Here is a 24,340-nt window from a genome sequence, read left to right as displayed (position 1 = left end):
GGGCGGGGGGGGGGCCCCCCGCCGGGGGGGGGGCGCCGCCGGCCCCCGCGCCCGCCCGCCCCCCCCCCCCCCCCCCCCCCCCCCGCGCGCCGGGGGGGGGGGGGGGGGGGGGGGGGGGGGGGGGGGGGGGGGCCCCCCCCCCCCCCCCCCCCCCGGGGGGCCCGCGGGGGGGCCCCGGCCGGCCCCCGGGGCCCCCCCCCCCCCCCCCCCCCCCCCCCCCCCCCCCCCCCCCCCCCCCCCCCCCCCCCCCCCCCCCCCCCCCCCCCCCCCCCCCCCCCCCCCCCCCCCCCCCCCCCCCCCCCCCCCCCCCCCCCCCCCCCCCGCCCCCCCCCCCCCCCCCCCCCTCCCGGAGTTCCTAAGGCCCCCCAAGAAAAATTTTTTTGTTTTTTTTCTTTTCACCCCTTCCCCCCCCACCCCCAAACCCCGCTGATTTCTTTTTTTTTTCCCCCCCGCCCCCCCCCACCGGTGGATAAAACCCCCCCCCGTTTGGACGGCACCCCGCCCCCCCCGCACCCCCCCGCGGGTGAGCAAAAGGGGGCAAGGCGCCACCATATAGGCAGAGTGTTGTTGTCGAAGTCTTGCCCCTTGCCGCGTTTCGTGCGCATTATCTCGAGAGGCGCTAGGATGCGCGCCGGTGCATCCCTATGGACAGAATCGAAGGAAGGTAGAAATGACAAGCAAGGAGCGTAGTCATTGGGCGTGGGGTTATCGCGACCGTTTTCCCGATGATGACATGCGAGATGGGCTTGCGACGCAGATCGGCGCGCTGCTTGGACGCGAATTTACCAAGAAAAGCATTCCCTCCATCGATGATGCTCGTTTGCCTGAGGCTCGCATTGCGCCTCCACCGGAGCTCGCCGAATATTGTTCGAATGACCGGACGGAGCGCATATTACACACATACGGAAAGGCTTATCCGGACATCGTTCGAGCTTTTGCTGGAGACTTTTCGACGGCTCCGGATTGGATTGCTTTTCCTCGTTCGGAAGACCATGTCGTGGCCATTCTGGCCCATTGCTCAGCGGAAGGCATAGCGGTCATTCCTTATGGCGGTGGAACGAGCGTCGTGGGCGGCGTGGAAGCCGTCGTGGGCGAGGGGTATCGAGGCGTCGTTTCGCTCGATTTGCGGCACCTGGATAGAGTGCTCGATGTTGATCCCGTCTCGCGACTCATACGCGTGCAGGCGGGCGCGACGGGGCCCGTGCTCGAGGAACAAATCGCTCCGCACGGTTTTTCCCTGCGCCACTTTCCGCAAAGTTTCGAATTTTCGACCGTTGGCGGTTGGATCGCCACACGCGCAGGCGGTCACTTTGCGACGCTATACACGCATATCGATGACCTCGTATGCTCGATTCGCGCTGTTTCGCCTGCTGGGGTTTGGGAATCGAGGCGCCTTCCGGCCTCCGGAGCCGGCCCGAATCCCGATCGCTTCATGCTGGGATCCGAAGGCATTTTAGGTGTCATTACCGAAGCGTGGCTGAGGGTGCAACAGCGGCCTCGTTTTCGTGCCTCCGCGAGCGTGACGTTTGCTCGATACGGCGACGGCGTGCGAGCGTGCCGGCTTCTCTCTCAATCAGGTCTTTACCCATCGAATTGTCGATTGCTCGATCGTACGGATGCGATGCTTGGCGGCGTGTTCGTCGATGGGGAAGCTGTGCTTCTCGTTGCATTCGAATCGGCGGATCATCCACTTGGTCCGTGGATCGAGCGTGCTCTTGCCATTCTCACGGCCGAGGGGGGAGTTTGTTCGGACGGACCCGTATTGCGGGAAGACGTCGGCTCGGCTGCTTCGGCGGCCGCGACGTACAAGCAATCGTTTCTGCGGGCGCCTTACATGCAGAGCGCGCTCGTTTCCTTGGGCGTCGTCGCAGATACGTTCGAAACGGCGTGCTCCTGGGATCGTTTTGAATCGCTGGATGCCGCCGTGCGGGGCGAAGTCCTCGCGGCGATGCAAAAAGAATGCGGAGGCGGCGTCATTGGACGGCGTTTTACGCATGTGTATCCGGACGGTCCGGCACCGTATTATACATTTTTGGCGCCGGCCAAGCAGGGGCACGAGCTCGAGCAATGGCGCGTCATCAAGGATGCCGCAAGTCGAGCCATTCTTGCAAGCGGCGGGACGATTACCCATCATCACGCCGTGGGTCGCACCCATCGCCCCTACTATCACGCCGAGCGACCCGATGTATTCGCTGCTGCATTGTCCGCGGCCAAACGAGCCGTGGATCCGCATGGAATCATGAATCCCGGCGTGATTTTGAGCTCCGACGAACGCTGATGAAGCAATCGTTTGGCACGGCAATCGCAATGCACCGGACGGAGCACTTTTCGGTGAAACCATTTTCTCGTGCATCTTCGATTCGAATGCTACACATCGACCCTCGAGGGGGTCACGATGTATTCTCATTCGAACACGGTTTCTCTATCGAATAAGGTCGTTCGGGGCATTGCCACCGCATTGCTCCTGTCAGGCGGCCTCTTCCATTCCGCGGACGCTCGTGCAATCGAGCCACGGACGATTCCGCTCGAATCCGACATTCTCGAATCCGCCCCGCCAGAAGAAAGAAGCCCCGAACAGGTCATCGAAGGAGGCGTTGCGGCAACCATGCTCTTCGCGACGCTCGGCCTGGGAGCCGGCATCGTTGCGACCGCGATCGATGCCGAAAGCGAACGCAAACGTAATGACGTCTGCCGCAGTTGCGCTGGTGGATTCAATGATCTGCAGCAAGACATGGCCATGGTGGCAAACGTTTCGTTATTGAGCTTCGTGGCTGCCGGACTCATCGGCGCGGCGACGACCGTGTATGCGGCGACGATCCAGGACGCGCCACCAAAGCCGTCCAAAACGAAGAGCCCCGTGCATATTCGAGCGAGCAGCGGTGGCTTCGTCATTGCATTTTGAACGTTTGCCGGGCGGGCGAGCAAGGGAGGGGTTGTCATGGAGAAAAAACGTATTGCATTGCCGTGGATTTGGCTTGGCATGTGCACCATCGCCGGAAGCGCATGCGTCATCGAAGGAGAATGGCTGCCAGACCTTCCTCCGCCGGGTAGCATCATGGGGGCGGCAACACGTGCGCCCATCTGCGGCGACGGCATTCGCGACATCACCGAAGCTTGCGATGATTCCAATGTCCAATCCGGTGATGGTTGCGACCAAACCTGCAGGGTCGAACAGTGTTTCGTGTGCTCCGACGATGTCGCCGCCGGCCGTAGCATCTGCGGTCCAGCTTGTAATGAGCTTGCTGGGCAATACTGCTATGCAGGGGCGTGCGTGAGCTGCGTGGACGGCATCCAAAACGGCGCAGAAACCGATGTCGATTGCGGTGGCGGATGCGGACCTTGCGACATCAGCAAAAGGTGCACGGGTACCAACGACTGCTCGTCGGGCTTCTGTTCCGGCGGCCTCTGCTGCAACGAAGCCTGCGATGGAATGTGCATTCGGTGCGATTTACCGGACAGCGCCGGCATTTGTGCATTCGTTCCCGAGAGCGAAACCCACGAAGACGAGCTTTTCGTGTGCAATGGTGCGTCGGCGTGCGACGGAAAGGGGGCGTGCAAGAAATTGTCCACCGAAGCATGCAGCGCAGGCATCGAATGTATCAGCGGCAAGTGCTTGAACGGCGCTTGTTTTTGAGGCGCGCAATTCGTCAATCGTGTATCGGAAACGCATCGCGATAATCGCGAATGCACCGCATTTCGGGCATTTCGTGCTGAAACCCCGTTGCTTTGCGGAACGCCGATCCGTCCACGACCACTGGATACTTGATATGGGCCAGCGCGCCAGGCGGCAGCTTTGGCAAGCCAAACCGCCCGAGCATTGCGCGAAAAACCGCTTCCGGAAGCGGCACGGCAGCTCGCCCGGCTCCCTTGACGATCACCGATAGCGGTACGGGCGCTGGTCCCGCGACGTTGTACACGCCTTGCACACGCTTTTCGAGCGCCAAACAGATCGCCGTCGTCACGTCCTCTTCATGCATGAAATGAAAAAGAGGATCAAAGCCGAGCACCATCGGAACGCGCTTGTTTCGTAAGAACGTCGCCAATGTTCCGTGCCCCGTCGGGCCGAGCGTGTACACCATGCGCAGCACGGTCGTCACGAGGTTGGGAATGCGCCAAAGCGCCGTGCACGCATAAAGATCTGCTGCGACGAGGTCCGAAAGTTCGGGAAACGTCGTCACCGCCATCGGCGGATCCTCTTCGACGTGGTAAAGAGGCGAATCCGCGGCGGCACCATAATACGTATGACGTCCAACGAATATCGCGTGCTCGACGCCCCAATCTCGACAATGTTCGAAAACCGCGCGGGTGCCTCCCAAATTGATGCGAAAACGTTCTTCGGTGCGTTCCACCAAATGCGTGACGGTGGCCATATGAATGACCGCTTCGGGGCGCCGTTTGCGAAAAACGTCCTCTGCCGCGCGCTTGCGAATGTCGACGTCGTGCAGCTCGATCCCATCGGGCGCGTTTCTCCACGGCCGGCGATCGATGCCGATGACTTCGTGCCCGTGTTCGAGCAGCCGCTTCGCTACGCGTTGCCCGAGCACGCCTGCAATGCCGGGAATGAGAACCCTCATCGTTGCTCTCCGTTTTTCCCGTCAAACGTGAACGTGGATGATTCTTCGGTGCCGCCGGACCACGAAAGAGCTTTGCGCCGCCGCTGTCTGCCCATTTCGATGAGCCCCGCAATGCGCTGCTTGACCTGTTCGACGTACCCTTCGATGACTTCGTCTTCCTCGGTCCCCGATCCGTCGAACATCATCGGTTCACTGTACGTCAATTCCAAACGTGCCGGAGCTGGTACAGCGAGGCCCCACGGCGTAATGGGCACATACGGCGCCCCAATCAGCCTTCCGAGCGTCACGGAATTGGCAATCGTGGGAATGGCTTCGCCTCCGCCGACGAATCCGAAGGGAATGATTGGCGTCTTGGTTTTCATTGCAAGGCGCATGAAACCCGAACCGAAATGCACGAGCGAATTGCGCTCGGGGTAAAGTTTGGCCGTTCCGCGGGCGCCTTCGGGGAAAATCATGAGCAGTCGTTCGTCCGCCAGAAGATGCTCGGCCGTTTCGACCAGGCCCGTGAGCTGACCGCAGCGTGTCGACCAAAGACCCATGAACGGCGCCCGAGCCATGAACTTTTCCGCCATGCCTTGGGCCAACCGTGGAGGTTCCTTCTCGAAGAAGCATGAGGCAATGACCATGATCCCATCGAGCGCAACGCCGCCCGAGTGGTTGCCCACGAGCATCGCGCGACCTCGGCTGGGAACGTATTCGATCCCTTCGATACCGACCTTGAAGTAATGCCGGTAGAGCACTTGGAGCGCGGTAAAACCCCGAGCAATGTAGTCTTTCGAGGCGCCGTAGGGATCGCAGCCGTAGCTGTTCCAGGGGAGCTCGAGACGATCGACGCGTGCGGCAATTTCCGGATCGATGAAGAGGGACACGACGGTTTCTCCGGACGCAGGGACTTCGCACGATAGACGGAGCCGGAGCGACTTGCAAGGGGGTAGGGGACATAAACGTCGTGAGCGGGGCGCGCCTCCGCCAACGTTCCAATCCAAAGTGTGGCCGTGGTCGAAGGGGGCATTTTTCCGGCGCACGCGGGACCCAAACTCGCCCGCTTCGCGGGCTCAAACAGCGGGACCCCCCACGTGCGCCGGAAAAATGCCCCCTTCGACCTCCTTCAATAAATTTGCAAACAAGTCATCTCGGCGTCCGCACGTCCCCTTGCACGTTCGTGGTCAGATCCCATCCGAGCCACGCGTCATCGAAGGTTGGATCGACAAACCACTTGCGTTTGTCCACGTCGTCCACGATAACCACCCAATCATGATCCCGCAAACCTGGCAATGGCAACATTCGCCCGAATACTTCGGCCCGCGCGCTGTGCACGACGTACGCTTTAGCCGCGATTTTTCCGCGCATTGCTGCCATGTCGAAGATCCGTGCAAAGAGGTGCGCATATTCGATGCAGTTGCCCGATCGACGTGCCGCGCCAAACGCGAATTGCGTGGGGTGCCCCAGACCAAAATGAAGATGATCCCCCGTCAATTTCAGCGAAAGCTGCATCGCATCTTCGACCGTGCGCGGTTTTTCCGCTTCAATCTGAAAACGCACGGCAGCATCGAGCGCCGCGTCGAACCTCGCAAGCGACGGCCCTACGGCATGCGGACCGACGAGACCCACGCGCGCTCGCGTCATGACCACGACAAACACCAAAAGCCCCAACAGGGCCAGAATGCCAAGAACGACGCGGCGGAGCTTACGCAAGGAAACTCCCGTAGGCGAATGATCAGCTCGGATTCGCGGCAGATTTGGTTCTGCGCTCGACCTGAAAGCGCGCGATCGCCGTCAAGATGACCGAGGTCAAAAATCCCATGATCACGGGGCTCAGTGTCGATTGGATGGCATAAACCGTCGGATGGAAGTTCGCTTCTGCGATTTCGCGTTTTTCTCCCGATGCGACCGCAAAATCAATCATTGCCTGGTAAAATCCAGGATTGATGAACTTCGTGAAGAACCACATCGTCGGAGCAGCCAAGGCTCCCGCGACCACCGATATGACCATGCCCGACGTGATACCTTGCCACCATAACACTTGACCCCCTTCGAGCACGTCGCGCCGATGCTTCAGCGCCCGCCACATGAGGTAAATGGGAATGATGGCAAAAAAATTCGTGACGATCGAATGGGATGCAATATGCGTCGTGTGCAATCCCACCTGATACTCGAGCGTGATCCATACGAGCAGCGCAAATGCGACCGCGAGACCATAACGAGCTTCATAAAGATACGACGACATGACGACTCCGAATCATCCTAGCCGCGACGAACCCGACGCGTGACCTGCAACGTGCCTCATCCAACCGTAAGGTGGCAAGAAAAATCCGCTCCGCCCCTAACATCCGATGCACTTCGAATCATGATGTCGGGACTTTACATCCCTTCTCGTGAGGTGTCTGATGAGCTTGCTTGGAGAACAGGAGAAAGTAGCCTATGCGAAGAGTTTTTCCTTCAGGCTTGTGGCTGATTCCCATCTTGGTATGGGGCTGCGGCGGAGGCGGCTCCGCAGTTCCCGGAGGTGGAGGCGGTAGCGGAGGCTCGGGCGGAAGCGGTAGCGGTTCCTCCGATTTCCCGTGTGATGTCAAGGATATCGTCGTCGCGAAGTGCCAGGGCTGCCATTCGGCGCAGCCAATCTACGGCGCGACCATGCCGCTCATGACCCCGGCCGATTTCGCCGCGCCCGCAAAGAGCGACCCCTCGAAAAAGGTCGCCGAGCTCGCAAGCGTGCGCATTCACGATGCGGTAAAACCCATGCCGCCACCTCCCACGGGGCCGCTCGATGCCGGATCGCTCGAAACGCTCGATGCGTGGCTCGCAGCAGGCGCTCCAGCAGGCGACAAGGATTCGTGCAACACGACGAGCAGCAGCTCGGGAAGCAGCAGCAGCGGCGGTTTGCCCCTGTCGTGCACGCCGGATATACAAATTCGAGGCAAGTCCGCTTGGACCATGCCCAAGTCCGTCGGTGATGAGTACGTGTGTGTTGGTGCCGATGTCGTCGTGGCCGAAAAACGGCACATTACCGCCGTCGCGCCCGTCATCGACAACGAAGTGATTGTGCATCACATCCTCCTCTACGAAGTGGATTCGTCGTACAGCTCGACGCCGACGCCTTGCGGCGCAGGCGGTCCAGCCAATGGGCGACTCGTCAGCGTGTGGGCTCCAGGAGGACAAGCGCTCGAATTCCCGCCTGAAGCCGGCATGCCGCTCGAAGGCACCAAGCACTACGTGATGCAAATGCATTACTCGAACTTGATGCAGCTCGACGGACAAACCGATCTCAGCGGATTCGACTTGTGCACCACGACAAACCTGCGGCCCAACGAAGCCGACATCATGGCGTTTGGCACGGTGAACATCAACATTCCGGCGCACGGCGAATCCGACCGTACGTGCGACTTGACCGTGCCGACGTTCGTGCCGCAGATCAACGTGTTCTATTCGATGCCGCACATGCACAAGCTCGGCACGATCATCTCCGGCGAAGTCACCCACGCGGGCGGCGGCATCGTAGAGCTCGCGAATCGGAATCCGTGGAGTTTCGATGATCAGTATTGGGACAAGGTACAGACGACCATCGGCCCCAACGACAAAGTGCGAGTGCGGTGCGCTTGGCAAAATCCCACGGCGCAAAGCGTGGGATTCGGCGAACAGACCGAGGACGAAATGTGCTACATGTTCGTCGCGTATTACCCGCGCATCACGCTTCCGATGTGGAATTGGGGTGCGGCTGCCGCGGCGTCTCAATGCGTGAATACGCCCTGAAGAATCGTCAGGGTAGCGCTCACTTCGATTCGTAAACCTGCCCCGACGGCAATTCCACACAAGACAAGAACCCGCCCTTGCCGCACCGCGTGTCGATTCCGATGACGCTCGGTCCGACCCACACGTCGTCCTTTTCTTCGGGCGTGTAATCCGACAATTCTTCGGGCAAATACTTCGTCGCCGTGTGCCCGAAGATGACCAATTTGCCGCGATATTCACGAACGAAGTCCTTGTCGCGACACCACAAAAGTGCCAGTTTCTTCCGCGTATCGCGCGGGTGTTCGTACCCATCGCGCCCTTTGCTCAGCCCCGCGTGCACATAAATGGCGTGTTCGTCTTCGTAATATAAAAGTAGATCACGCATCCATTCCACGACGTCTGGCGGAAAAAACGTACCCGTCATGAGCGGCTCGAAGTCTTCCTTGGTAAAACCTTCGTCTTCCGCGGGTTGCGGTTTGCCAAGGAACGATCGCAGTGTGGCCAAACAACCATTGGGCTGCGGCAGCGTGAACTCCGGCCAACCTCGTTCGACGACCCGAAGCCAGCCGTCTTCGTGGTTGCCGCGCAAAAGCACGACCTTGGCGCGAGTTTGCCCCGGGAAAGCGCGCAAGAACGCAATGACTTCCGCAGATTTGGGTCCGCGATCAATGTAATCACCAACGAAAACCACCGTGTCGCCCTCGTCGAGCGGCGGTAGGTTCGCCAGTAACTTTTCGAGCGCGTCGAGATCCCCGTGAATGTCACCAACTGCAAAAGTACGTCCAGCCATATCCATCCATGTTAGGGCATCTTCGGCTCTTGTCCAATCATGTGAAACGCAAACGCGATCATGTCGACCGATCGTTCGACACCGCTCTTGATCATGTCCGCGCCTCCGTGACCCGAATGCTTTTCGACCCGCATGAGAATGGGCCGATCGTTCGATTGAGCCGCTTGCAGCGCAGCCGTCATTTTCCACGCATGCATGGGGTGCACGCGGTCATCGGCATCGGCCGAAAGCATCAGAAATGCCGGATACCCAACGCTCGACTTCTTTACATTGTGATACGGCGAATAAGCAAGGAGCGCTCGAAAAATGGATTCGTCGAGCGGTGATCCGTATTCGGCGACCCATGTTTTGCCGTCTCCGAAAAGTGGGTAGCGGATCATGTCGAGCACCGGGACTCCGCAAAGAATGGCACGAAACAATTCGGGCCGCTGAACCGCAACGGCTCCCACGAGCAGGCCGCCATTCGATGCGCCATACGCCACGAGGCGCTCGGGTTTGGTGTATCCTTGTTTGATGAGCCATTCCGCGCCGGCAATGAAATCGTCGAACACGTTTTGCTTGTTCGTCAGCATGCCTGCGCGGTGCCACTCCTCCCCATATTCGGCTCCGCCGCGTAAATTCGGCATCGCAAAGGAACCACCCGCTTCGAGCCATGTATAGAGCAGGGGAGAAAATGTCGGCAATCTGCTGATGTTGAACCCCCCATAACCCGTCATCAACATGGGCGACGATCCGTCGAGCGGTGCGCCCTTGCGACGCGCGACGAACATCGATATTTGCGTCCCGTCCTTCGATGGGTACATGACCTGCTCGACCGCGAATGGAGCCGGATCCACAGGCGCTTTCGATGCATACCACAATTTGCTTTCGCCCGTTTTCATCTTCGTCTCGAAGATCGACATCGGATACGTGAACGACGTAAACGAGTAATATGCCGTGTCTCCGTCTGGCTCACCGAAAATGCCGCTCGTCGAACCAATGTCGGGCAATGCCACATCGCGAATTTTTTTACCGTCGAGCGAATGAACTTGGATGACGTTCGATGCCTTGCGCAAATACGTGAGGGCCAATTGACCACCTACGACGCGCGCATCCTCCAAGACCGCATCCGCCGATTCCGGTACGAGATCCTTCCAATTCGCTTTTTCGGGTTTGGCTGGGTCAATGACCACGAGACGCCCTCGCGGCGAACCCTCCGTCGTCCGCAAGTAAATTCGATTCTCGTGCGCAAATGCGCGCATCGAACCTTCGTACCCTTTCACCAAATCGACCCACCCCGCGCGCTTGTTCTGCTGATCCAAAAACTTGATGCCGCTCACGTCGCCGCCATGAAGCACCATCACGACGAGAAATCGTCCATCTCGCGAAACCTCCAGCTCGAGCTCGGTTTCTGGATCGCCATTTTTCTCGAGGAGCACTTCATCCGATGAAGCAGGTGTTCCTACCGCATGAAACTTGACTTCGGAATGCCCAGGGAGATCGGCAGGCTTGATGTTCGGATCCGTGGGCAAACCAATGTAGTAAAACCCGTCGCTCTTCGGCGTCCACTGCGGATACGCATACTTGCCGCCTTCGATCACGTCTGCTGTCGTGTCTTTGCCCGTTGCCACATTTCGCACGCGAATCGTCCCCGCATCGGCATTGTTCGGATGAACGACATAAGCCACGTACTTGCCGTCACGCGAAGGCTCCCATGCTCCAAGTGACGCGGAACCATCGGCGCTGAGCGACGCCGCATCGATCAAAACGAGCTCCGAGCCAGTGTCGCCGCTGCGAAAATAGAGCGTGGGTTTTTCCTGGGTTGCCAGCTTGCGCATGTAAAACGATCGTCCACCGCGGCGTACGGGCGGCGTCACGAATTCGAGATACGACAGCGCGCGCAGTTGTGCCTCGAGCGCTTCGCGGCCCTTCAGTTTGCCCAGCTCGTCACGCGCCAAATCATCTTGCGCCTTCACCCACGCAGAAACCTCCGGCGACGAACCATCTTCGAGCCATCGATACGGGTCCGCTACGCGCATGCTGAAGAAGATGTCCGACACGTCGTCTTTGCGCGTTGCAGGGTACGAAAGTGCTGGGCGGGCAGGTGACATCGTGGTGACCGGGGACTTCGCAGGCGGTGGAGGCGGCGGTGCAGACGAGCACGAGAGAGCTGCTAGGGTTGGAGCGACAAACCATGCTGCGCGCGAGAGCTTCATCGGGCGCGCATCATGCCCGCACGAGTGTGCATCTGCAACAGGCAGCCGCGCGCGGGTTTACGCGCGAACGTCCGCGACGTGCGCGAGACCTCTTGACGGCAAGCTTCTTCGCGACTGTACTCCGCGCCCATGAAGGGTACGTCGCTCGTTTACAGCTCGCACAATCGCTCCCGTCTCATCCATGATCACTTCATCGTCGAGCGAGCGCTCCGCGGTGAAGACAACAAGCGGATCGTGTTTTTGCCGATGTCGGAAACGCCGCAGAACGGCAACGAGATGGAGCGACAGGAATTCGCTTGGGGGAATTTTCGTTGGTACTTGAGCCAGTTCGAGCGGTTTGGCCTCGAGTACATGCCGTTTTATTGGACGAGCGGTTTGCGAGCGGAAGACGTCGAGGCGCTCTGGCATCAGATGCGCACCGCCGAGGTGCTCATTTTGGGCGGCGGACATAGCGTGACGGGACTTCATCGCTACAAGGATCTCGGCGCGCGATTTTCCGGCGAGCCCGGCAAGTTCGGGCGAATTCTGCATGAACGCAAGGCGCGGGGCCTTCTCACGGTGGGTTTTTCCGCGGGAGCCGATCAGCTTTGCGAGCACATCTTCCGCGCCACGTACGACTCGCACACGGACACCAAAGGGTTTGGCCTCGTGCGAAATACGATGATCACTTTGCATCACGACCCGAGCCGCAACGGCGACATTCACAACTGCGCCGTACGTTTCCGCAATGAACGCGTGTTTGGACTTCCAAACGATTCGGGACTCAACGTCGATTGGGGCATTTTGCCGTCGGGCAACATTTGGCAGGTCTACGAATTCGTCGTCGATCGCACCTGGGACATTCCGAACGAGCAATTCCACATTCGCACACGCCACGGCGGCCTCATCGAGCACTTCGATCCCGAAGGGCGGCATTGGGCATTCGATGCCGGCGATCATCTCGTCCGTATTCAATCGCAGGATGGGCGTTTCGACGAAGGCTGGATCGTCGCGCGCGGCTCGGTGCTGAACTACTGGTCGCGGCAATCGAGTCGTTACAGCAGCATCGGCGAGATTCTGGCGTCGCACTGAGAGGGCTCTTTCTCCCCCTCTCCACCGTGTGGAGAGGGGGTCGGGGGGTGAGGCATTTCCTCTTGACGCGGGCAAACGTTTGTCGTCGAATGCCCCCATGGCACAACCCATCCCTGAAGGTTATCACTCCGTCACCCCCTACCTCGCTCTTGCGGATACCGCCAAAGCCATCGCGTTTTACGAGGCTGCGCTTGGCGCCAAAGAGCTCTACCGGCTTCCCATGCCCAATGGGAGAATCGGACACGCTGAAATCCAGATAGGCAATTCGCGCATCATGATGTCCGACGAGGCGCCCGAATGGGGCAATCGCAGCGCAAAGTCGATGGGAGGCTCGCCCATTGGTCTATGCATTTACACCGACGACGTCGATGCCCTCGCAAAACGGTTTGTCGCAGCAGGCGGAAAGGAAATTCGTCCGCTTGCGAATCAGTTTTACGGGGACCGCAGCGGAATTTTCGAGGACCCGGAAGGGTACAAGTGGACGCTTGCGCAGCACATCGAGGAAGTTTCGCCCGAAGAGATGCAAGCGCGCATGGCGAAAATGGGCGGGTAGCCTATTCCAAATTCCCCTCCGTCGCGACCGTGAAAAACGACCGTGACGGCTTCTTCTTTTCCCTCTCCAAGAAATCGCCCACCTTCGCCAAAACCGTCGCCGTGCGGTGCCCATCCATTTGTTTTGGATGTTTCTTGCCCTGATCAAGATAACACCGCACGAACACTGCATCGTCCGTACGCGGCAAACCTTCGACGTTGCGGATCCACTTCGTCCACACGGGCGGTTCGAGCAAGTATTGTTCGACGTTGGATACGTAAATCGTCGTGACTTTCAAATCGTGTTTTTTCAAATGCGACGCGATCGCCGCAAATGCCTGGTCCCCACCGAAATCACCCACGACGGGGATCACGCGGCCTTCACGCTCCATCGTTTGCACCAGGCGAAATGCAGCGTTCGTTGCCAAAAAGCTTCGTTCGGCACCTTCGGGATCTTTCGCCCCCAAAAGTTCCCTGAGCGTCGGATACTTGCGCCCCGATGATTCTTTGAGCTCAAAACGTAAGTCGAGCTGTTTGTCGAAAAAGACCTGGGCCATCTTCGTGATGGATTGCTTGTCTTTGTCGTCGAGCCGAATCCCCCATTCGTTCGTCATGCGCAAAATGGCTGCATCCACGTTGCTCTTCAGCAATTTCGCATCCGGAGGCATTTTTTCTGCATGCGCTGCCACCGCCGCAAAGTTCGCGTCATCCGAAGGAGCCGTCCCTTCATCGTACGGGCGACCCACGAGAAGCGCGAGGAAATGGGACCTACTGCGAGCTTCCTCGAAGAGATACCGATAATACAAATGCTGCAAGAGATTGTCTCGGCGAATGTCGACGATGATCGCGAGCTTCGGACGCGTCAGTGCCAAGTAGGTAAAATTTTGTTCTGGTCCGACGCCCATGTACACGCCGCCGTCGGGGCGCGCGGAAAGCGCCTTGGCAATTTGAAGGAACGACGTTTCGTTGGAGATCAAATTATCCGAGATGAAGTCGCCTCCCTTCTCGGACAAACTCTGCACGACCTCACCGAATGGACCGAAGCTTGGTGCTGCGGAAGCGCTCGCGGATGGCGATGCGGCCTTGGCAGGAACGACGGAGGCGCTCGGCGTTGCAGACGCGGCTTTGGGCGCAGCGGCGACGCTGCTCGACGCCGGGGGGACTGCGTCGGGCCTCGCGGGGTCGCATGAAGCGAGAAGCGCAGTGAGGAGTGTGGCAACGGTGAAGGTGCGGATGGCGGAGGGTGTGCAGAGGCGCATGGCGGCATGAGTAACGCGGAAGCGGGTGGTCCTCGTCCAGATTTTTTTCGCACGGCACGCTGAGCCTTCGAGCTTGGCAAGAGGGGCCTTGGCGTGGCATGAACGACGCGCACATGAAAAAGCCGCGTAAGCGCCGTTTCTCGATGATTCGAGACTTTCAGGTTGCCGATTTCTTGACTCTTGCAAACGGCTTCGCGGGCATGGGTTCGGTGCTCGCTTCGATGAAGTACGTCGCGACGACCGACGTCACGTTCTTGCAGCTTGCGTTTGCGCTCTTGCCGCTGGCGCTCGTGTGTGACTTCCTCGATGGGCGAGTTGCGCGCGCGCGTCGCGAAGTGTCGATGCTCGGTCAGGAGCTCGATTCGCTTGCGGATTTGGTGTCGTTCGGAGTTGCTCCCGCGGCGCTCGCGTTTGCGCTTGGCATGCGCGGCGGGCTCGATGCCGTGGCGCTCGTGTACTTCGTTGCGTGTGGGATTAGCCGGCTTGCGCGGTACAACGCGACGGCGTCGTCGCTCGCGGATGAAACGGGGAAGGTGGCGTATTTCGAGGGCACGCCGATACCCACGACCTTGGTGCTCGTGCTGCTTTTTGCAGTGCTCGCGGCGATGGGTCGGATCGGACAGGCGCTTCCTTTTGGCGAGGTGCAGGTGGGACCATTCGTCCTTCATCCCATCGTGCTGCTCTATGTGGTGAGCGGCAGCGCGATGATTTCCAAAACGCTTCGCATTCCAAAGCCGTGATCCACGTGAATTCGTTGCAATCACGGAGCGGATGATCAGGGACAAGTTTTTGTAGACGATTGCTCTCGAAAAAAAGTCGCGTGCAAAAGTTTGCCCCTTTGGATGGTCTGCTTGTACCGCTCGGGCATCCCGATGCTCGAAACAGCCATTCGCAAGCTTCCGGCACCCATTGTCGAACCTCTTCCGTCGCATCGTCCCGGGCCCCTCAAGGCTCGAGGGCGAGCGCGTCCCGATATTCGAGAAATCGAACCGGGAAGCGCGCGGCCATTCGTCAAGTGGGTGGGTGGTAAACGACAGCTCATTCACGAGCTCGAACCGCGCATTCCGACGCGTTTCAATACGTACCACGAGCCATTCGTCGGCGGTGGCGCGCTGTTTTTCCACCTCTTGCCGGAACGCGCCATTCTGGCCGACACGAACGAACGCCTCGTGCGGACGTATTTGGGTATCCGAGACGACGTCGAGGCCGTGATCGATTTGCTTTCGTCGTATCCGCATGATCGCGACTTTTTCATGCGTTTGCGGACCATCGACATCGACAGCAAGACGAACGTGGAAGTTGCGGCCTGGTTCATTTACTTGAACCGCACGGGCTTCAATGGCTTGTACCGCGTCAATCGGAGCAACGTGTACAACGTGCCGTTTGGCGATTACAGCAATCCCACGATTTGCGACGCGGATAACCTGCGCAAGTGTGCGATTGCGCTCCGTCACACGGAAATTCACCATGCGTCGTTCGAATCGGTGCTCGATCGGGCGCTGCCTGGGGATTTCGTTTACTTCGATCCGCCGTACGTACCGCTTTCGGCCAGCTCGAGCTTCACGTCGTACACGAAGAACGGGTTTGGCATGCGCGAGCAGGAAAAACTGCGGGACGTTGCGCGTGAATTGAAGGCGCGAGGCGTGCGTGTTCTGCTATCGAATTCGTCGGCACCGGAAGTGTATTCGCTTTATGGGACGGACGGATTCGAGCTTGCAGCGGTGGGCGCGACGCGAGCGATCAACTGCAAAGCGTCTGGTCGCGGTGTGGTGCAAGAGCTGATCATTCGGTGATGGCCTCGAGGAGGATGGCAACGAATGCTCATCCTCCTCGCTTCGGACCTCTACCAACGCGACCATCAAATGCACTCGGGTGGCGCTTCTGGTGTAGTACCGCGATGATCGATGCTTTGCGCTTGTCAAACAACATGAAATAAATCACGTACGGAAATCGATTCAAAAGGGCACGCCGGACATTCTTGTCGATGACAGGAAACTGGAGAGGCATTTCGCGAATTTTCGAGATGGCGTCGCGAACCTCGTCCAAAAATCGCTGTCCGAGACCGTGTTCACGATCCGCGTAGTACCGGGTTGCTTGCCGGACGTCATCCTTTGCGTCGGCTTCAATGACGACGCGAATCATCGACGGTGCGCAAGTTCCGCTCGCAGTTCTGATTCAAACTCCTCCCACGGTTGCCCGCTGTCCGAGTCTGTTTGGAGTTTGGCAAGGCGTTCATCGAGCACCTCCCGGTGCCATGTCGGTACCTCGACTCGATCGCCCTGGGCTGCAATGCGATCCCACAAGAGCTGCACGTAGTCTACCTGTTGATCGACAGGGAGCTCATCAAAGCCGGCCGGCAGTGCTGGGAGAACATACGGCATTTGCCAATGTTACCACGCCGGGCAAACTCGCGCCAGCCTGTAGGAGGGGTTCGCGAAACGTACAGCCGCGAGTTTCCCCATTGCACCATCGTCCGCTCCACGTTAATCCACTCGACGCATGACCGCCCTTCCCGAAGCGTTTGTCGCCGAAGTCGCCCGCACATTTCCGCCCGATTTTCTTTCGATCGATCCTGGCGACTTGACCACGTACGGTCGCGATTGGACGAAAGTCTTCGACCCGCGCCCGTCCGCCATTGCGCTTCCTCGCTCGACGCGAGAAGTGGCGCAACTATTGGCATTGTGCTCGGCGCATCGCGTGCCGGTCGTGCCGTCGGGCGGGCGCACGGGGCTTGCCGCAGGCGCCGTTGCTGCGCGAGGTGAGCTCGTCGTGTCGCTTTCGCGTATGCGTCGCATGGACCCGGTCGACGTGCTGGGAGCGACCGTGCGTGTCGAAGCGGGCGCCGTGACCGAAGAAGTGCATCGGCATGCGGCCGAGCATGGTTTGACCTGGCCCGTAGACTTCGCATCGAAGGGGTCGAGCCAAGTGGGCGGCAACATCGCAACGAATGCGGGAGGCGTGAAGGTCATTCGATATGGTTTGACGCGCCAATGGGTGCTGGGCCTCCGCGTGGTGCTCGCGAGCGGCGAAGTGCTCGATTTGAATGGAGCGCTCGAAAAAAACAACACCGGCATCGATTTGCGTCAGCTCTTCATCGGCAGCGAAGGCATCTTGGGCATCATCACCGAAGCAACATTGAAACTCACGCGTTTGCCCGGACAATTGGACGTGCTTTTGTTTGCCGTGCCGAACCTCGAAGGCGTGTTGTCGCTTTTTCGCGAGGCTCGCAAGGGGCCGTTCGTCATGACCGCATACGAGTTCTTTACGGAACAATGCATGGCGCGTGTGCGCAGGCATCGAAGCGTGCGCGAACCGCTGTCGGCGCCGAGCCCTTATTACGTATTGCTCGAGGTCGAACGCAACGATCGCGACGCGCTGGAAGGCTGGATAGCAGAGCTTTTCGAACGCGAAATCGTGACCGATGGCACGCTCGCGCAACACGCGGGGGAAGCTTCGGCCATTTGGGCCTTGCGCGAAGGCATCAGCGAAAGTTTGAGCGCGACGGGAATGCCACACAAAAATGACATCGCGCTCCCCATTCAGGATCTGGAAGGATTCTGCTCGGAGCTCGAAAGCGTATTTTCGGCGCGTTATCCGGGCTGGGAAATCGCAGTTTTCGGGCACATCGGTGACGGCAACTTGCACGTCAACATCATGAAACCGGACGACCTCGAAAAGGCAGCATTCCTCTCGAAAACGCACGAAGCCGATCACGCCATGTTCGAGCTCGTACGGAAATACCACGGGAGCATTTCGGCCGAGCACGGCATTGGGTTGTTGAAGAAGGATTATTTGACGTATTCGCGATCGGCCGCGGAAATCGAATTGATGCGAACCATCAAGCGGGCTGTGGATCCATTGGGAATCATGAATCCGGGGAAGGTCATTTAGTAAACCACGCGCGTGCGGATGTTCGACGGCAATGCGGCAATGCCTTTGCTCACTTCCGCCGAAACGTCTTGCTCGAGGTCCATGATCAAATAACCAATGGCGCCTTCGGTGGCCAGGTATTGCGTGTCGATGTTGGCATCCAAATCACCTACGATCCGGTTCACGTCGCGAAGAACGCCAGGCACGTTGCGATGGACGTTCAAAATGCGGTGCGTGCCCTTGACCGGCGGAAGCTCGATTTGCGGAAAGTTCACGGCGCCCGTCGTCGCACCCACGCCGGCAAACTTGGCGAGCGCCGAGGCAACCTCACGTCCGATCGCCTCCTGCGCCTCTTCCGTCGATCCGCCGATGTGCGGCGTCAAAAGGACATTCGGTAGCCCCTGCAATTCCGAGCGAAACCCATCCGTGTTCGATTCGGGTTCTTCCGGGTACACGTCGATCGCAGCGCCGGCCAAATGTCCGCTCTTCAGAGCAGCCGCGAGATCCGAAATGACGACGACCGTTCCGCGGCTCGCATTGAGCAAATAACTACCTCGTCGCATTTTGGCAAGTTGCGCTTGCCCAATCATGTTGCGCGTCTCCGGCGTTTCGGGGACGTGCAACGACACGAAGTCAGCTTGTTCGAGCAGCGCTGCGAGCGACGGAATCGACCGGTTGTTGCCCATCGGCAACCGTGGCGCGACGTCGAAATATATGACACGCATTCCGAGCGATTCGGCAAGAACGCCGAGCTGCCGGCCAATGTGACCATAACCGACGATGCCCAGGGTTTTACCGCGAACTTCATAACAGCTCGAAGCGACTTTTTTCCAAACCCCCTTGTGCACTTCGCTCGAACGGTCCCCAAGCTGCCTGGCGAGCAAGATGATCTCCGCAATCATCAGCTCGGCAACGCTGCGCGTGTTGCTGAATGGCGCGTTGAAAACTGGAATCCCGCACGCATTGGCCGCGACCAAGTCCACTTGATTCGTGCCAATGCAAAAACACCCGAGCCCGAGCAGAGACGGGGCGTTTTCGAGCACGCGCTTGGTCACGCGCGTCTTGCTGCGAATGCCCAAAAGCTGCATGCCCTCGAGCGACGCGATGAGCTCGTCCTCCTTCAACGCGCTCGACTTGCGCGTGATCTCGTACGAGCGGCCGTCGCCGTAGGCGTGAAACGTCTCCGTCGCACTGGCATGGATGTTTTCGAGCAGCAAAATTCGGATGTTGGTCGTCGTGAGCGCCGCTTGGTCGGGCTGAGTCATCGTTGTTTCCTCGGTTGCCGCATCCCTTACCCCATGATGAGCGACGGGCCAGAGAGAAAACCGTCAGCCGTGCCATGGGGGCAGAGAAAGTATGGGTGAGTGTGGAATGTTACATTGTTAAGGATGTGCTGACGACACGCAGGATTTGCATGCAGCGGGCAAGCACTGGTAAGAAATGACCATGCAACGTCCTATCGCCTTCCTCTCCGCGGCCGCGCTTCTCGTGGTCTATGCCGCGTGCGCACCCAAGCCGATTCCGTTTCATCAGATGCGTACACCCTCGGGCGACTTCTGCAGCGACATGCCGATTTTCGCCGGCCGAGACCAACCCGAGCGCGAGTTTCACCGGCTCGGTCCAGTCAAGAGCCAGCCTGCTCTGAAGAGTGTTGCGGAGCGGTTGGAATCCCTTCGCAAGGCAGCGTGTGCCGAAGGCGCCGATGCGATTGTCGAAGCATCCGAAGCCGAAGAGCGGCAACCTGATGCGACATACAGCACGATTGCCAGCGGTACTGCGGTCGTGTGGACGCGACGCAGTGACGAGGACGCAAGGCCGCTCGGCTTGGGAGCGGTGTCGGGGAAGAAGGGGGATGATGAAAACAAAGACCCCACGGCTCCCGAAGGTGCGCCGAAAGATCCAGCGCCGATCAATACGGGCGTCGAGGTGAAATCGCCTCCTCCAACGCCATCGGCCACCGCCGAACCGGCTCCTACGACGACGGCAACGAGCGCTCCGGCGACGACCACGAAGACGACGACGAAGACCAAGACCAAGACGAAGTAGTTTTACGCAGCACGTCACATGCGGCGACGACGCGGACGGAAGCGCTCCGTCCGCGTCGCTTTTTGTTTGAGCACAAATCGGTGCGTCATTCCAAACGCGTGACGCGAGCGCGAAGGTTTCTCGAGACGAACCATCGACGTCTCGTCGCGACCACTCGCGCGCTCTGGGCTACTTCTTCGGGGGCGGTGGAGGTGGCGGGGGCGGCGATTTCGGATCGATTGGCTCGGGTGGCGGCAGGACGGTGTTGCCGCTCGGCAAACCGCTGCTCTTGCCACTCGGCAAACCGCTGTCGGACTTGGGCAAGACGTTGCTGCTTCCACTGGGCAAACCGCTTTCGCTCGGAGGAAGTATCGAACCCTTGGGGAAGACGGTCTCGCTGCCACCTAGCGGTGCTGCGGGGCCGAGCGGGGAATCTTTCGGCAAACCCGACGAGCTCGGCGGCAAGATCGAGGGGCCGCCATCGAGCGAACGTGGCTTCAGCTCTCCGAAGCGCGTGATTCGGAACACGACACGGCGGTTTTTCGACGTCATGAACTTGCAGTCGTCCGAGAGCAGTTCGTCTTTTTGATTGCAGGCGCTGTCGTCGTAGATGGGGTTGGAATGACCGTACCCTCGGGCAGTGAGGCGTTCCGGCGCGATCCCCCGGCTGATCATGTACGTTCTGACGCTGTCGACGCGGCGTTGCGACAGGTTGATATTGTACGCATCGCTCGCGCGGATGTCGGTGTGACCTTCGATCTCGAGCTCCGCGATGTCCGGTGAATTTTTGAGCACGCCAACGATCTGATCGAGGATGGGTTTCGATTCGTCCAGGATCGTGTCTTGATCGGTGGCGAAATGCACTGGATCGAGAACCTTGATTTCCTTTTCGGAGCGGTACACGACGGGGCATCCATCACGGGGACCCACGAGGTTCGGGCAATCGTCTTTGCGATCGATGGTGCCGTCGCCGTCGGCATCTTTGTCTGGACAACCGTGGCCTTCCGCTGATCCCGGTTCGTCGGGGCACTTGTCTTTGTCGCCGAGAATGTTGTCCATGTCGGGGTCTTCGCTGTCGAGCATCTTCAAGCGCTTGATGAGCTCTTGCTCGCGCGACCACGACGGCTGCCAAATGATTCCGCCGAATGCGCGAAACACGGGCGCTCCGAATCCGCAATTGGCGCCAAATGCACCGCCGACGGTGAACGTGAAACCGTGGTCCGTTTGGAAGCGGAGAGCAAGCAATGCTTCCGCGGGAACTTGGGACGGACTATCGGGGAATTTGCTGGTGGACACGTGGCCGAATACGCCGCCGAGCACCGACCATCCCCAGCGCTGGACGACGTACATTTCGGCGCCGAGACCGAAATTGGCCATATCGCCGACTTTCGTCCCCGCGAATTGACGATCGGGCCTGAACCACATGCCGGCATTCGCGCTGACGAGCAATCCGAAATTGAAACGATAATCAGCAACGAAACCGAGTCCGCCGGTGACGGCGCCATCGCTGGCAAAGGCATTTTGATCGCCGGTCGGGAGGTTGATGTTTCCCGTCACGGCCATGCCCAGTCCTTCCCGAATGCGGTCTTTCCGATTGAAGTAGGGAATGGCTATTTTCGTGTTGAATCGCAAATCGCCGAGCGCATTGGGCGTGACCGGGCCTTCGCTGCCGAGCAAGCGAAGATTGTCGGACGATTGCCATGCGACGAAAGGCATGGCCATGGTCACGTCGAACCAGTCGAAGAAACCAACGCCGGCGAGAGCCGTGAGTTGGAGGCGCGCACCGACGGCTTTGATCTCTTGGCCCGTCGTAATGGAAGCAATCGCGAGCGGGTCGAGCGAAATATCGGAATAGAAGCCGAAAACGGGGGACTTGTGCCCGATGACCTCGGACTTCTGAACCATGACGAGGTCACGTGGAGCAGCCGATGGCCTGAAGATTTGAGCGTCGAAACGCCCCTCTTCGGACAAAGCCGGCTTCGCTGCGCAAAGCGCCGCGAGCGAAAACAGGAGGGGAAGAGTTCGCTTCACAGTTGGCCTCGACGTGGGGTTTGGGGCGAAGGATGCTTTGGGCAGTCCGAAGCCCCAAATGTTCGAGTTTTGCGGCGACGCAAAAGAGCAAGCGCGGCGGCGGCAAGGACGGCCGAAGCTGGCGCACCGCTGCCATGCCGACCAGGCTGAGCTGCACAAATCGTCGCGAGCGTGCCGCCGCATTCGACGCCGTCCGGCATCGGCCCGAGCGCACACTCTTTGTCCGTCTCGGCTTCGTTCCAGCGGCAATGGTCATTGCCCAAGCAATCGACGTTCGTCTTGCAGCTCGGCCGACACGTTCTCGTTTCCGGATTGCACGTACCACCACACGGACAATGCGCGTCGGCATAACATTCGACGCAGTCCGATCCATTGCAATACGGCGTGAGCGGCCCGCACGTGAGCAAACAGCCGCCGGTTGCGCACGTATTCATCATGAGGTCGCACGTTCCGCCATTGCAATGCGAGTCGTCGGTGCATCGTACGCATTCGGCGGTGGACGCCGTTTGTCCCTTGCAGTACGGCGTGTCTCCACCGCAGGAATCGCAGCGCGTGCCGCAGCGTTTGTCTCGCGTGCACGGCGAACACACGCCGCTCAAGCAGAACGCACCGTCGCCGCAATCCGAATCTTGGCGACATTCGGCGCATGCGGTGCCCACGGGGCCGGGAAGGCAGAACGGGAACCTGGGCCTCTGCTCGCCGTCGATGACGATGGTTTCGAGCGAAAGGCAATTGACGCACGTGTCACCGCAGCAGGTGGGCGTATTGTTTTCAGGCAAGGCGCTCATGCAGCGACCCACGGCCAAATTGCATACGCCGCCCGCGCACTCTGCATCGCTCGTGCATTCGACACAAAGCGGGTCGCCATTCGGCTCGATGGCCGCGCACTTCATCTGCGTCCCGAATTGACCATTGGGACAGCAATTGCACGAAGCCCCGGCACACGAATCCGGTGTCGAACACGGTACGCAATTCTTCCCGTCGCACGCTTCGCCTTTGGGACAATCCGTGTCTTCATTGCATTCGTTGCACGTCTTCGTGATCGGATCGCACGTGAAACCATTCGCGCAGTCTTGGTCCGTTCGACACCCGCCGCATTCGATGTTGCCATTCAAGTTCACGCAAAACGGAGTATCTCCGCCGCATTCCGAGCACGTTGGACCGCAAAGCTTGTTGGTGTCGCAGGGCGCACAAAGAGCGGCATCGTTGCAATAATATCCAGGAATGCAGCCATTGTTTCCCGGCTGGTTCGTGAGCGCTCGGTCGCATTGCTGACACACGTTCAAATCCGGAAACGACGGGTTGCCGCTCAGCGTTTGGAAGAACTCAGTGGGCTTAAAGAGCTCAAACGGTGTCGGTGTTACCTCGCTCAGTTTGACGATGGGCGGTTGGTTCGCCGGTCTTTCGAAATCGACGAAATCACCGACCAGACGGGACATTTCGAGCGCCGCGTGTTCGCCGATTTGAATGTAGAGAATCTCGATCGGATACAAGCCCGCTTTCTGAAACGTTACCGTCTCCGTCACGCGCCAAACGGGAAAACCCACTTCCGCCGGCCGCACCAAGATCGTATACGGTGTCGCATTGGCTCCGTAAAACGTGAGGCTCACGGCATCGTCCGTGTAAAACCCGAAATGAATGGGCTTGTTGACGAGGTCCCCGGTGACGTTGTAATATCCACGCAGGCGCGAACCGAACGCAGTCGTCGTGTCATTGATGAAAAAGTCGCAACCACCTTCGAGGCACGTCGGCAAGACCGAGTTGAGGAAATCGCCGTAACTCTGCTTGAGCCCCGCCGAATTGTTGTTGGACAAATCGAGCAGCGTCCGAACGACCGATTCCACCCGGCTCGCCTTGTGCGCCTCGATGAACGCATTCACCGAACCCACATATGCCGCAGGGTTCAGGAGCCCGAAATCCGCCGTCGGGCTCATCGAAACGGACGAAGCCATACAAAGCCCCGTGCCCTGCCCAGGAAGCGCGTCACTCACTCCCGCGGGAATGACCACGGGTGCAGCCACTGCCGCCCTCGAAGCCAACGCCAAAGCAGCCACCGACGCAAAGATGATACGATTGTTTGCCATGGCACCGCCAAGACCGCAGCCGTCGCAAAGACACGACGCTCTTTCACCCTACCACGACTACACTCTTTGACGCAAGAAGCCTGTTTCCTCGGCCCCGCCATCACCTTGCTCTACATACCCTTCGTGTTTCGCTATAGCTGAAATTGTTTAGCCATGCGGTATCATTGGCGCGATCCGCATA

23 protein-coding genes are annotated in these 24,340 nt (G+C 59.3%); 11 read left to right on the top strand and 12 right to left on the bottom strand.

Going from position 1 to position 24,340, the window contains the following annotated elements; translation table 11 throughout:
- Nucleotides 1-670: 670 nt before the first annotated feature.
- The 3 genes from IPM54_07750 (at nucleotide 671) to IPM54_07740 (ending at nucleotide 3,634) form a co-directional block, all read left to right on the top strand.
- Nucleotides 671-2,278 carry an FAD-binding oxidoreductase gene (locus tag IPM54_07750; protein ID MBK9259721.1) on the top strand — a complete coding sequence of 536 codons (1,608 nt, stop codon included), beginning with the start codon at nucleotides 671-673 and terminating at the stop codon, nucleotides 2,276-2,278.
- 117 nt (nucleotides 2,279-2,395) lie between these two features.
- Nucleotides 2,396-2,902, top strand: a complete 507-nt coding sequence (locus IPM54_07745) for a hypothetical protein (GenBank protein MBK9259720.1) — start codon at nucleotides 2,396-2,398, stop codon at nucleotides 2,900-2,902.
- A 36-nt stretch (nucleotides 2,903-2,938) separates the two neighbouring features.
- Complete coding sequence (locus tag IPM54_07740) at nucleotides 2,939-3,634, top strand: DUF4215 domain-containing protein (protein MBK9259719.1); 696 nt, start codon at nucleotides 2,939-2,941, stop codon at nucleotides 3,632-3,634.
- A gap of 13 nt (nucleotides 3,635-3,647) precedes the next feature.
- On the opposite strand, the gene IPM54_07735 is transcribed toward IPM54_07740, so the two are convergent.
- From IPM54_07735 to IPM54_07720, 4 genes are all read right to left on the bottom strand, one after another.
- Entirely contained in the window at nucleotides 3,648-4,574 is a 927-nt protein-coding gene (locus IPM54_07735; GenBank protein ID MBK9259718.1) for an SDR family oxidoreductase, read from the bottom strand.
- Nucleotides 4,571-5,443: an acyltransferase family protein gene (locus tag IPM54_07730; protein MBK9259717.1), complete on the bottom strand. Its 873-nt coding sequence runs from the start codon at nucleotides 5,441-5,443 to the stop codon at nucleotides 4,571-4,573. The genes IPM54_07735 and IPM54_07730 overlap by 4 nt, the downstream gene beginning before the upstream one ends.
- 259 nt (nucleotides 5,444-5,702) lie before the next feature.
- Entirely contained in the window at nucleotides 5,703-6,269 is a 567-nt protein-coding gene (locus IPM54_07725) for a hypothetical protein (protein ID MBK9259716.1), read from the bottom strand.
- A gap of 22 nt (nucleotides 6,270-6,291) precedes the next feature.
- Nucleotides 6,292-6,801, bottom strand: a complete 510-nt coding sequence (locus IPM54_07720) for a DUF4199 domain-containing protein (GenBank protein ID MBK9259715.1) — start codon at nucleotides 6,799-6,801, stop codon at nucleotides 6,292-6,294.
- A gap of 194 nt (nucleotides 6,802-6,995) precedes the next feature.
- On the opposite strand from IPM54_07720, the gene IPM54_07715 reads away from it, so the two are divergent.
- Entirely contained in the window at nucleotides 6,996-8,324 is a 1,329-nt protein-coding gene (locus tag IPM54_07715) for a peptidylglycine alpha-amidating monooxygenase (GenBank protein ID MBK9259714.1), read from the top strand.
- Between the two features lie 19 nt (nucleotides 8,325-8,343).
- Here the strand turns inward: IPM54_07715 and IPM54_07710 are convergent, their stop codons facing one another.
- Together IPM54_07710 and IPM54_07705 are read right to left on the bottom strand one after the other, a co-directional pair.
- Entirely contained in the window at nucleotides 8,344-9,093 is a 750-nt protein-coding gene (locus IPM54_07710) for a serine/threonine protein phosphatase (GenBank protein MBK9259713.1), read from the bottom strand.
- A gap of 11 nt (nucleotides 9,094-9,104) precedes the next feature.
- A complete protein-coding gene (locus tag IPM54_07705; protein ID MBK9259712.1) occupies nucleotides 9,105-11,288 on the bottom strand; it encodes a S9 family peptidase in 2,184 nt (727 codons plus the stop codon).
- 129 nt (nucleotides 11,289-11,417) lie between these two features.
- Here IPM54_07705 and IPM54_07700 point away from each other — a divergent pair, with 129 nt between their 5' ends.
- Together IPM54_07700 and IPM54_07695 are read left to right on the top strand one after the other, a co-directional pair.
- A complete protein-coding gene (locus IPM54_07700; protein ID MBK9259711.1) occupies nucleotides 11,418-12,359 on the top strand; it encodes a hypothetical protein in 942 nt (313 codons plus the stop codon).
- A gap of 97 nt (nucleotides 12,360-12,456) precedes the next feature.
- The gene (locus IPM54_07695; GenBank protein ID MBK9259710.1) at nucleotides 12,457-12,912 is read left to right on the top strand and encodes a VOC family protein; all 456 of its coding nucleotides are present in this window, start codon (nucleotides 12,457-12,459) and stop codon (nucleotides 12,910-12,912) included.
- 1 nt (nucleotide 12,913) lies between these two features.
- Here IPM54_07695 and IPM54_07690 read toward each other — a convergent pair whose 3' ends face one another.
- Nucleotides 12,914-13,867, bottom strand: coding sequence for a hypothetical protein (locus IPM54_07690; GenBank protein MBK9259709.1), 954 nt, complete (start codon nucleotides 13,865-13,867; stop codon nucleotides 12,914-12,916).
- Nucleotides 13,868-13,877: 10 nt separating this feature from the next.
- Here IPM54_07690 and IPM54_07685 point away from each other — a divergent pair, with 10 nt between their 5' ends.
- From IPM54_07685 to IPM54_07675, 3 genes are all read left to right on the top strand, one after another.
- Nucleotides 13,878-14,159 carry a hypothetical protein gene (locus tag IPM54_07685; GenBank protein ID MBK9259708.1) on the top strand — a complete coding sequence of 94 codons (282 nt, stop codon included), beginning with the start codon at nucleotides 13,878-13,880 and terminating at the stop codon, nucleotides 14,157-14,159.
- A gap of 133 nt (nucleotides 14,160-14,292) precedes the next feature.
- Nucleotides 14,293-14,889, top strand: a complete 597-nt coding sequence (pssA, locus tag IPM54_07680; GenBank protein MBK9259707.1) for a CDP-diacylglycerol--serine O-phosphatidyltransferase — start codon at nucleotides 14,293-14,295, stop codon at nucleotides 14,887-14,889.
- Between the two features lie 132 nt (nucleotides 14,890-15,021).
- A complete protein-coding gene (locus IPM54_07675; GenBank protein MBK9259706.1) occupies nucleotides 15,022-15,942 on the top strand; it encodes a DNA adenine methylase in 921 nt (306 codons plus the stop codon).
- Nucleotides 15,943-15,970: 28 nt separating this feature from the next.
- Here the strand turns inward: IPM54_07675 and IPM54_07670 are convergent, their stop codons facing one another.
- Nucleotides 15,971-16,291 carry a type II toxin-antitoxin system RelE/ParE family toxin gene (locus IPM54_07670; GenBank protein MBK9259705.1) on the bottom strand — a complete coding sequence of 107 codons (321 nt, stop codon included), beginning with the start codon at nucleotides 16,289-16,291 and terminating at the stop codon, nucleotides 15,971-15,973.
- Nucleotides 16,288-16,530 carry an addiction module protein gene (locus IPM54_07665; protein MBK9259704.1) on the bottom strand — a complete coding sequence of 81 codons (243 nt, stop codon included), beginning with the start codon at nucleotides 16,528-16,530 and terminating at the stop codon, nucleotides 16,288-16,290. The genes IPM54_07670 and IPM54_07665 overlap by 4 nt, the downstream gene beginning before the upstream one ends.
- Nucleotides 16,531-16,648: 118 nt before the next feature.
- On the opposite strand from IPM54_07665, the gene IPM54_07660 reads away from it, so the two are divergent.
- Nucleotides 16,649-18,040 carry an FAD-binding oxidoreductase gene (locus tag IPM54_07660; protein ID MBK9259703.1) on the top strand — a complete coding sequence of 464 codons (1,392 nt, stop codon included), beginning with the start codon at nucleotides 16,649-16,651 and terminating at the stop codon, nucleotides 18,038-18,040.
- Here IPM54_07660 and serA read toward each other — a convergent pair.
- A complete protein-coding gene (gene serA / locus IPM54_07655) occupies nucleotides 18,037-19,284 on the bottom strand; it encodes a phosphoglycerate dehydrogenase (GenBank protein ID MBK9259702.1) in 1,248 nt (415 codons plus the stop codon). The genes IPM54_07660 and serA overlap by 4 nt on opposite strands.
- Nucleotides 19,285-19,465: 181 nt before the next feature.
- Between serA and IPM54_07650 the strand changes: the two genes are divergently transcribed.
- On the top strand, nucleotides 19,466-20,065 hold the full coding sequence (locus IPM54_07650; protein MBK9259701.1) for a hypothetical protein: 600 nt from the start codon (nucleotides 19,466-19,468) through the stop codon (nucleotides 20,063-20,065).
- 168 nt (nucleotides 20,066-20,233) lie between these two features.
- On the opposite strand, the gene IPM54_07645 is transcribed toward IPM54_07650, so the two are convergent.
- Together IPM54_07645 and IPM54_07640 are read right to left on the bottom strand one after the other, a co-directional pair.
- The gene (locus IPM54_07645) at nucleotides 20,234-22,075 is read right to left on the bottom strand and encodes an OmpA family protein (GenBank protein ID MBK9259700.1); all 1,842 of its coding nucleotides are present in this window, start codon (nucleotides 22,073-22,075) and stop codon (nucleotides 20,234-20,236) included.
- The gene (locus tag IPM54_07640; protein MBK9259699.1) at nucleotides 22,072-24,159 is read right to left on the bottom strand and encodes a hypothetical protein; all 2,088 of its coding nucleotides are present in this window, start codon (nucleotides 24,157-24,159) and stop codon (nucleotides 22,072-22,074) included. The genes IPM54_07645 and IPM54_07640 overlap by 4 nt, the downstream gene beginning before the upstream one ends.
- Nucleotides 24,160-24,340: the final 181 nt, after the last annotated feature.

The sequence above is a fragment of the Polyangiaceae bacterium genome (assembly GCA_016715885.1).
GTDB lineage: Bacteria > Myxococcota_A > Polyangia > Polyangiales > Polyangiaceae > Polyangium.
This window is presented reverse-complemented; position numbering and strand designations above follow the sequence as displayed.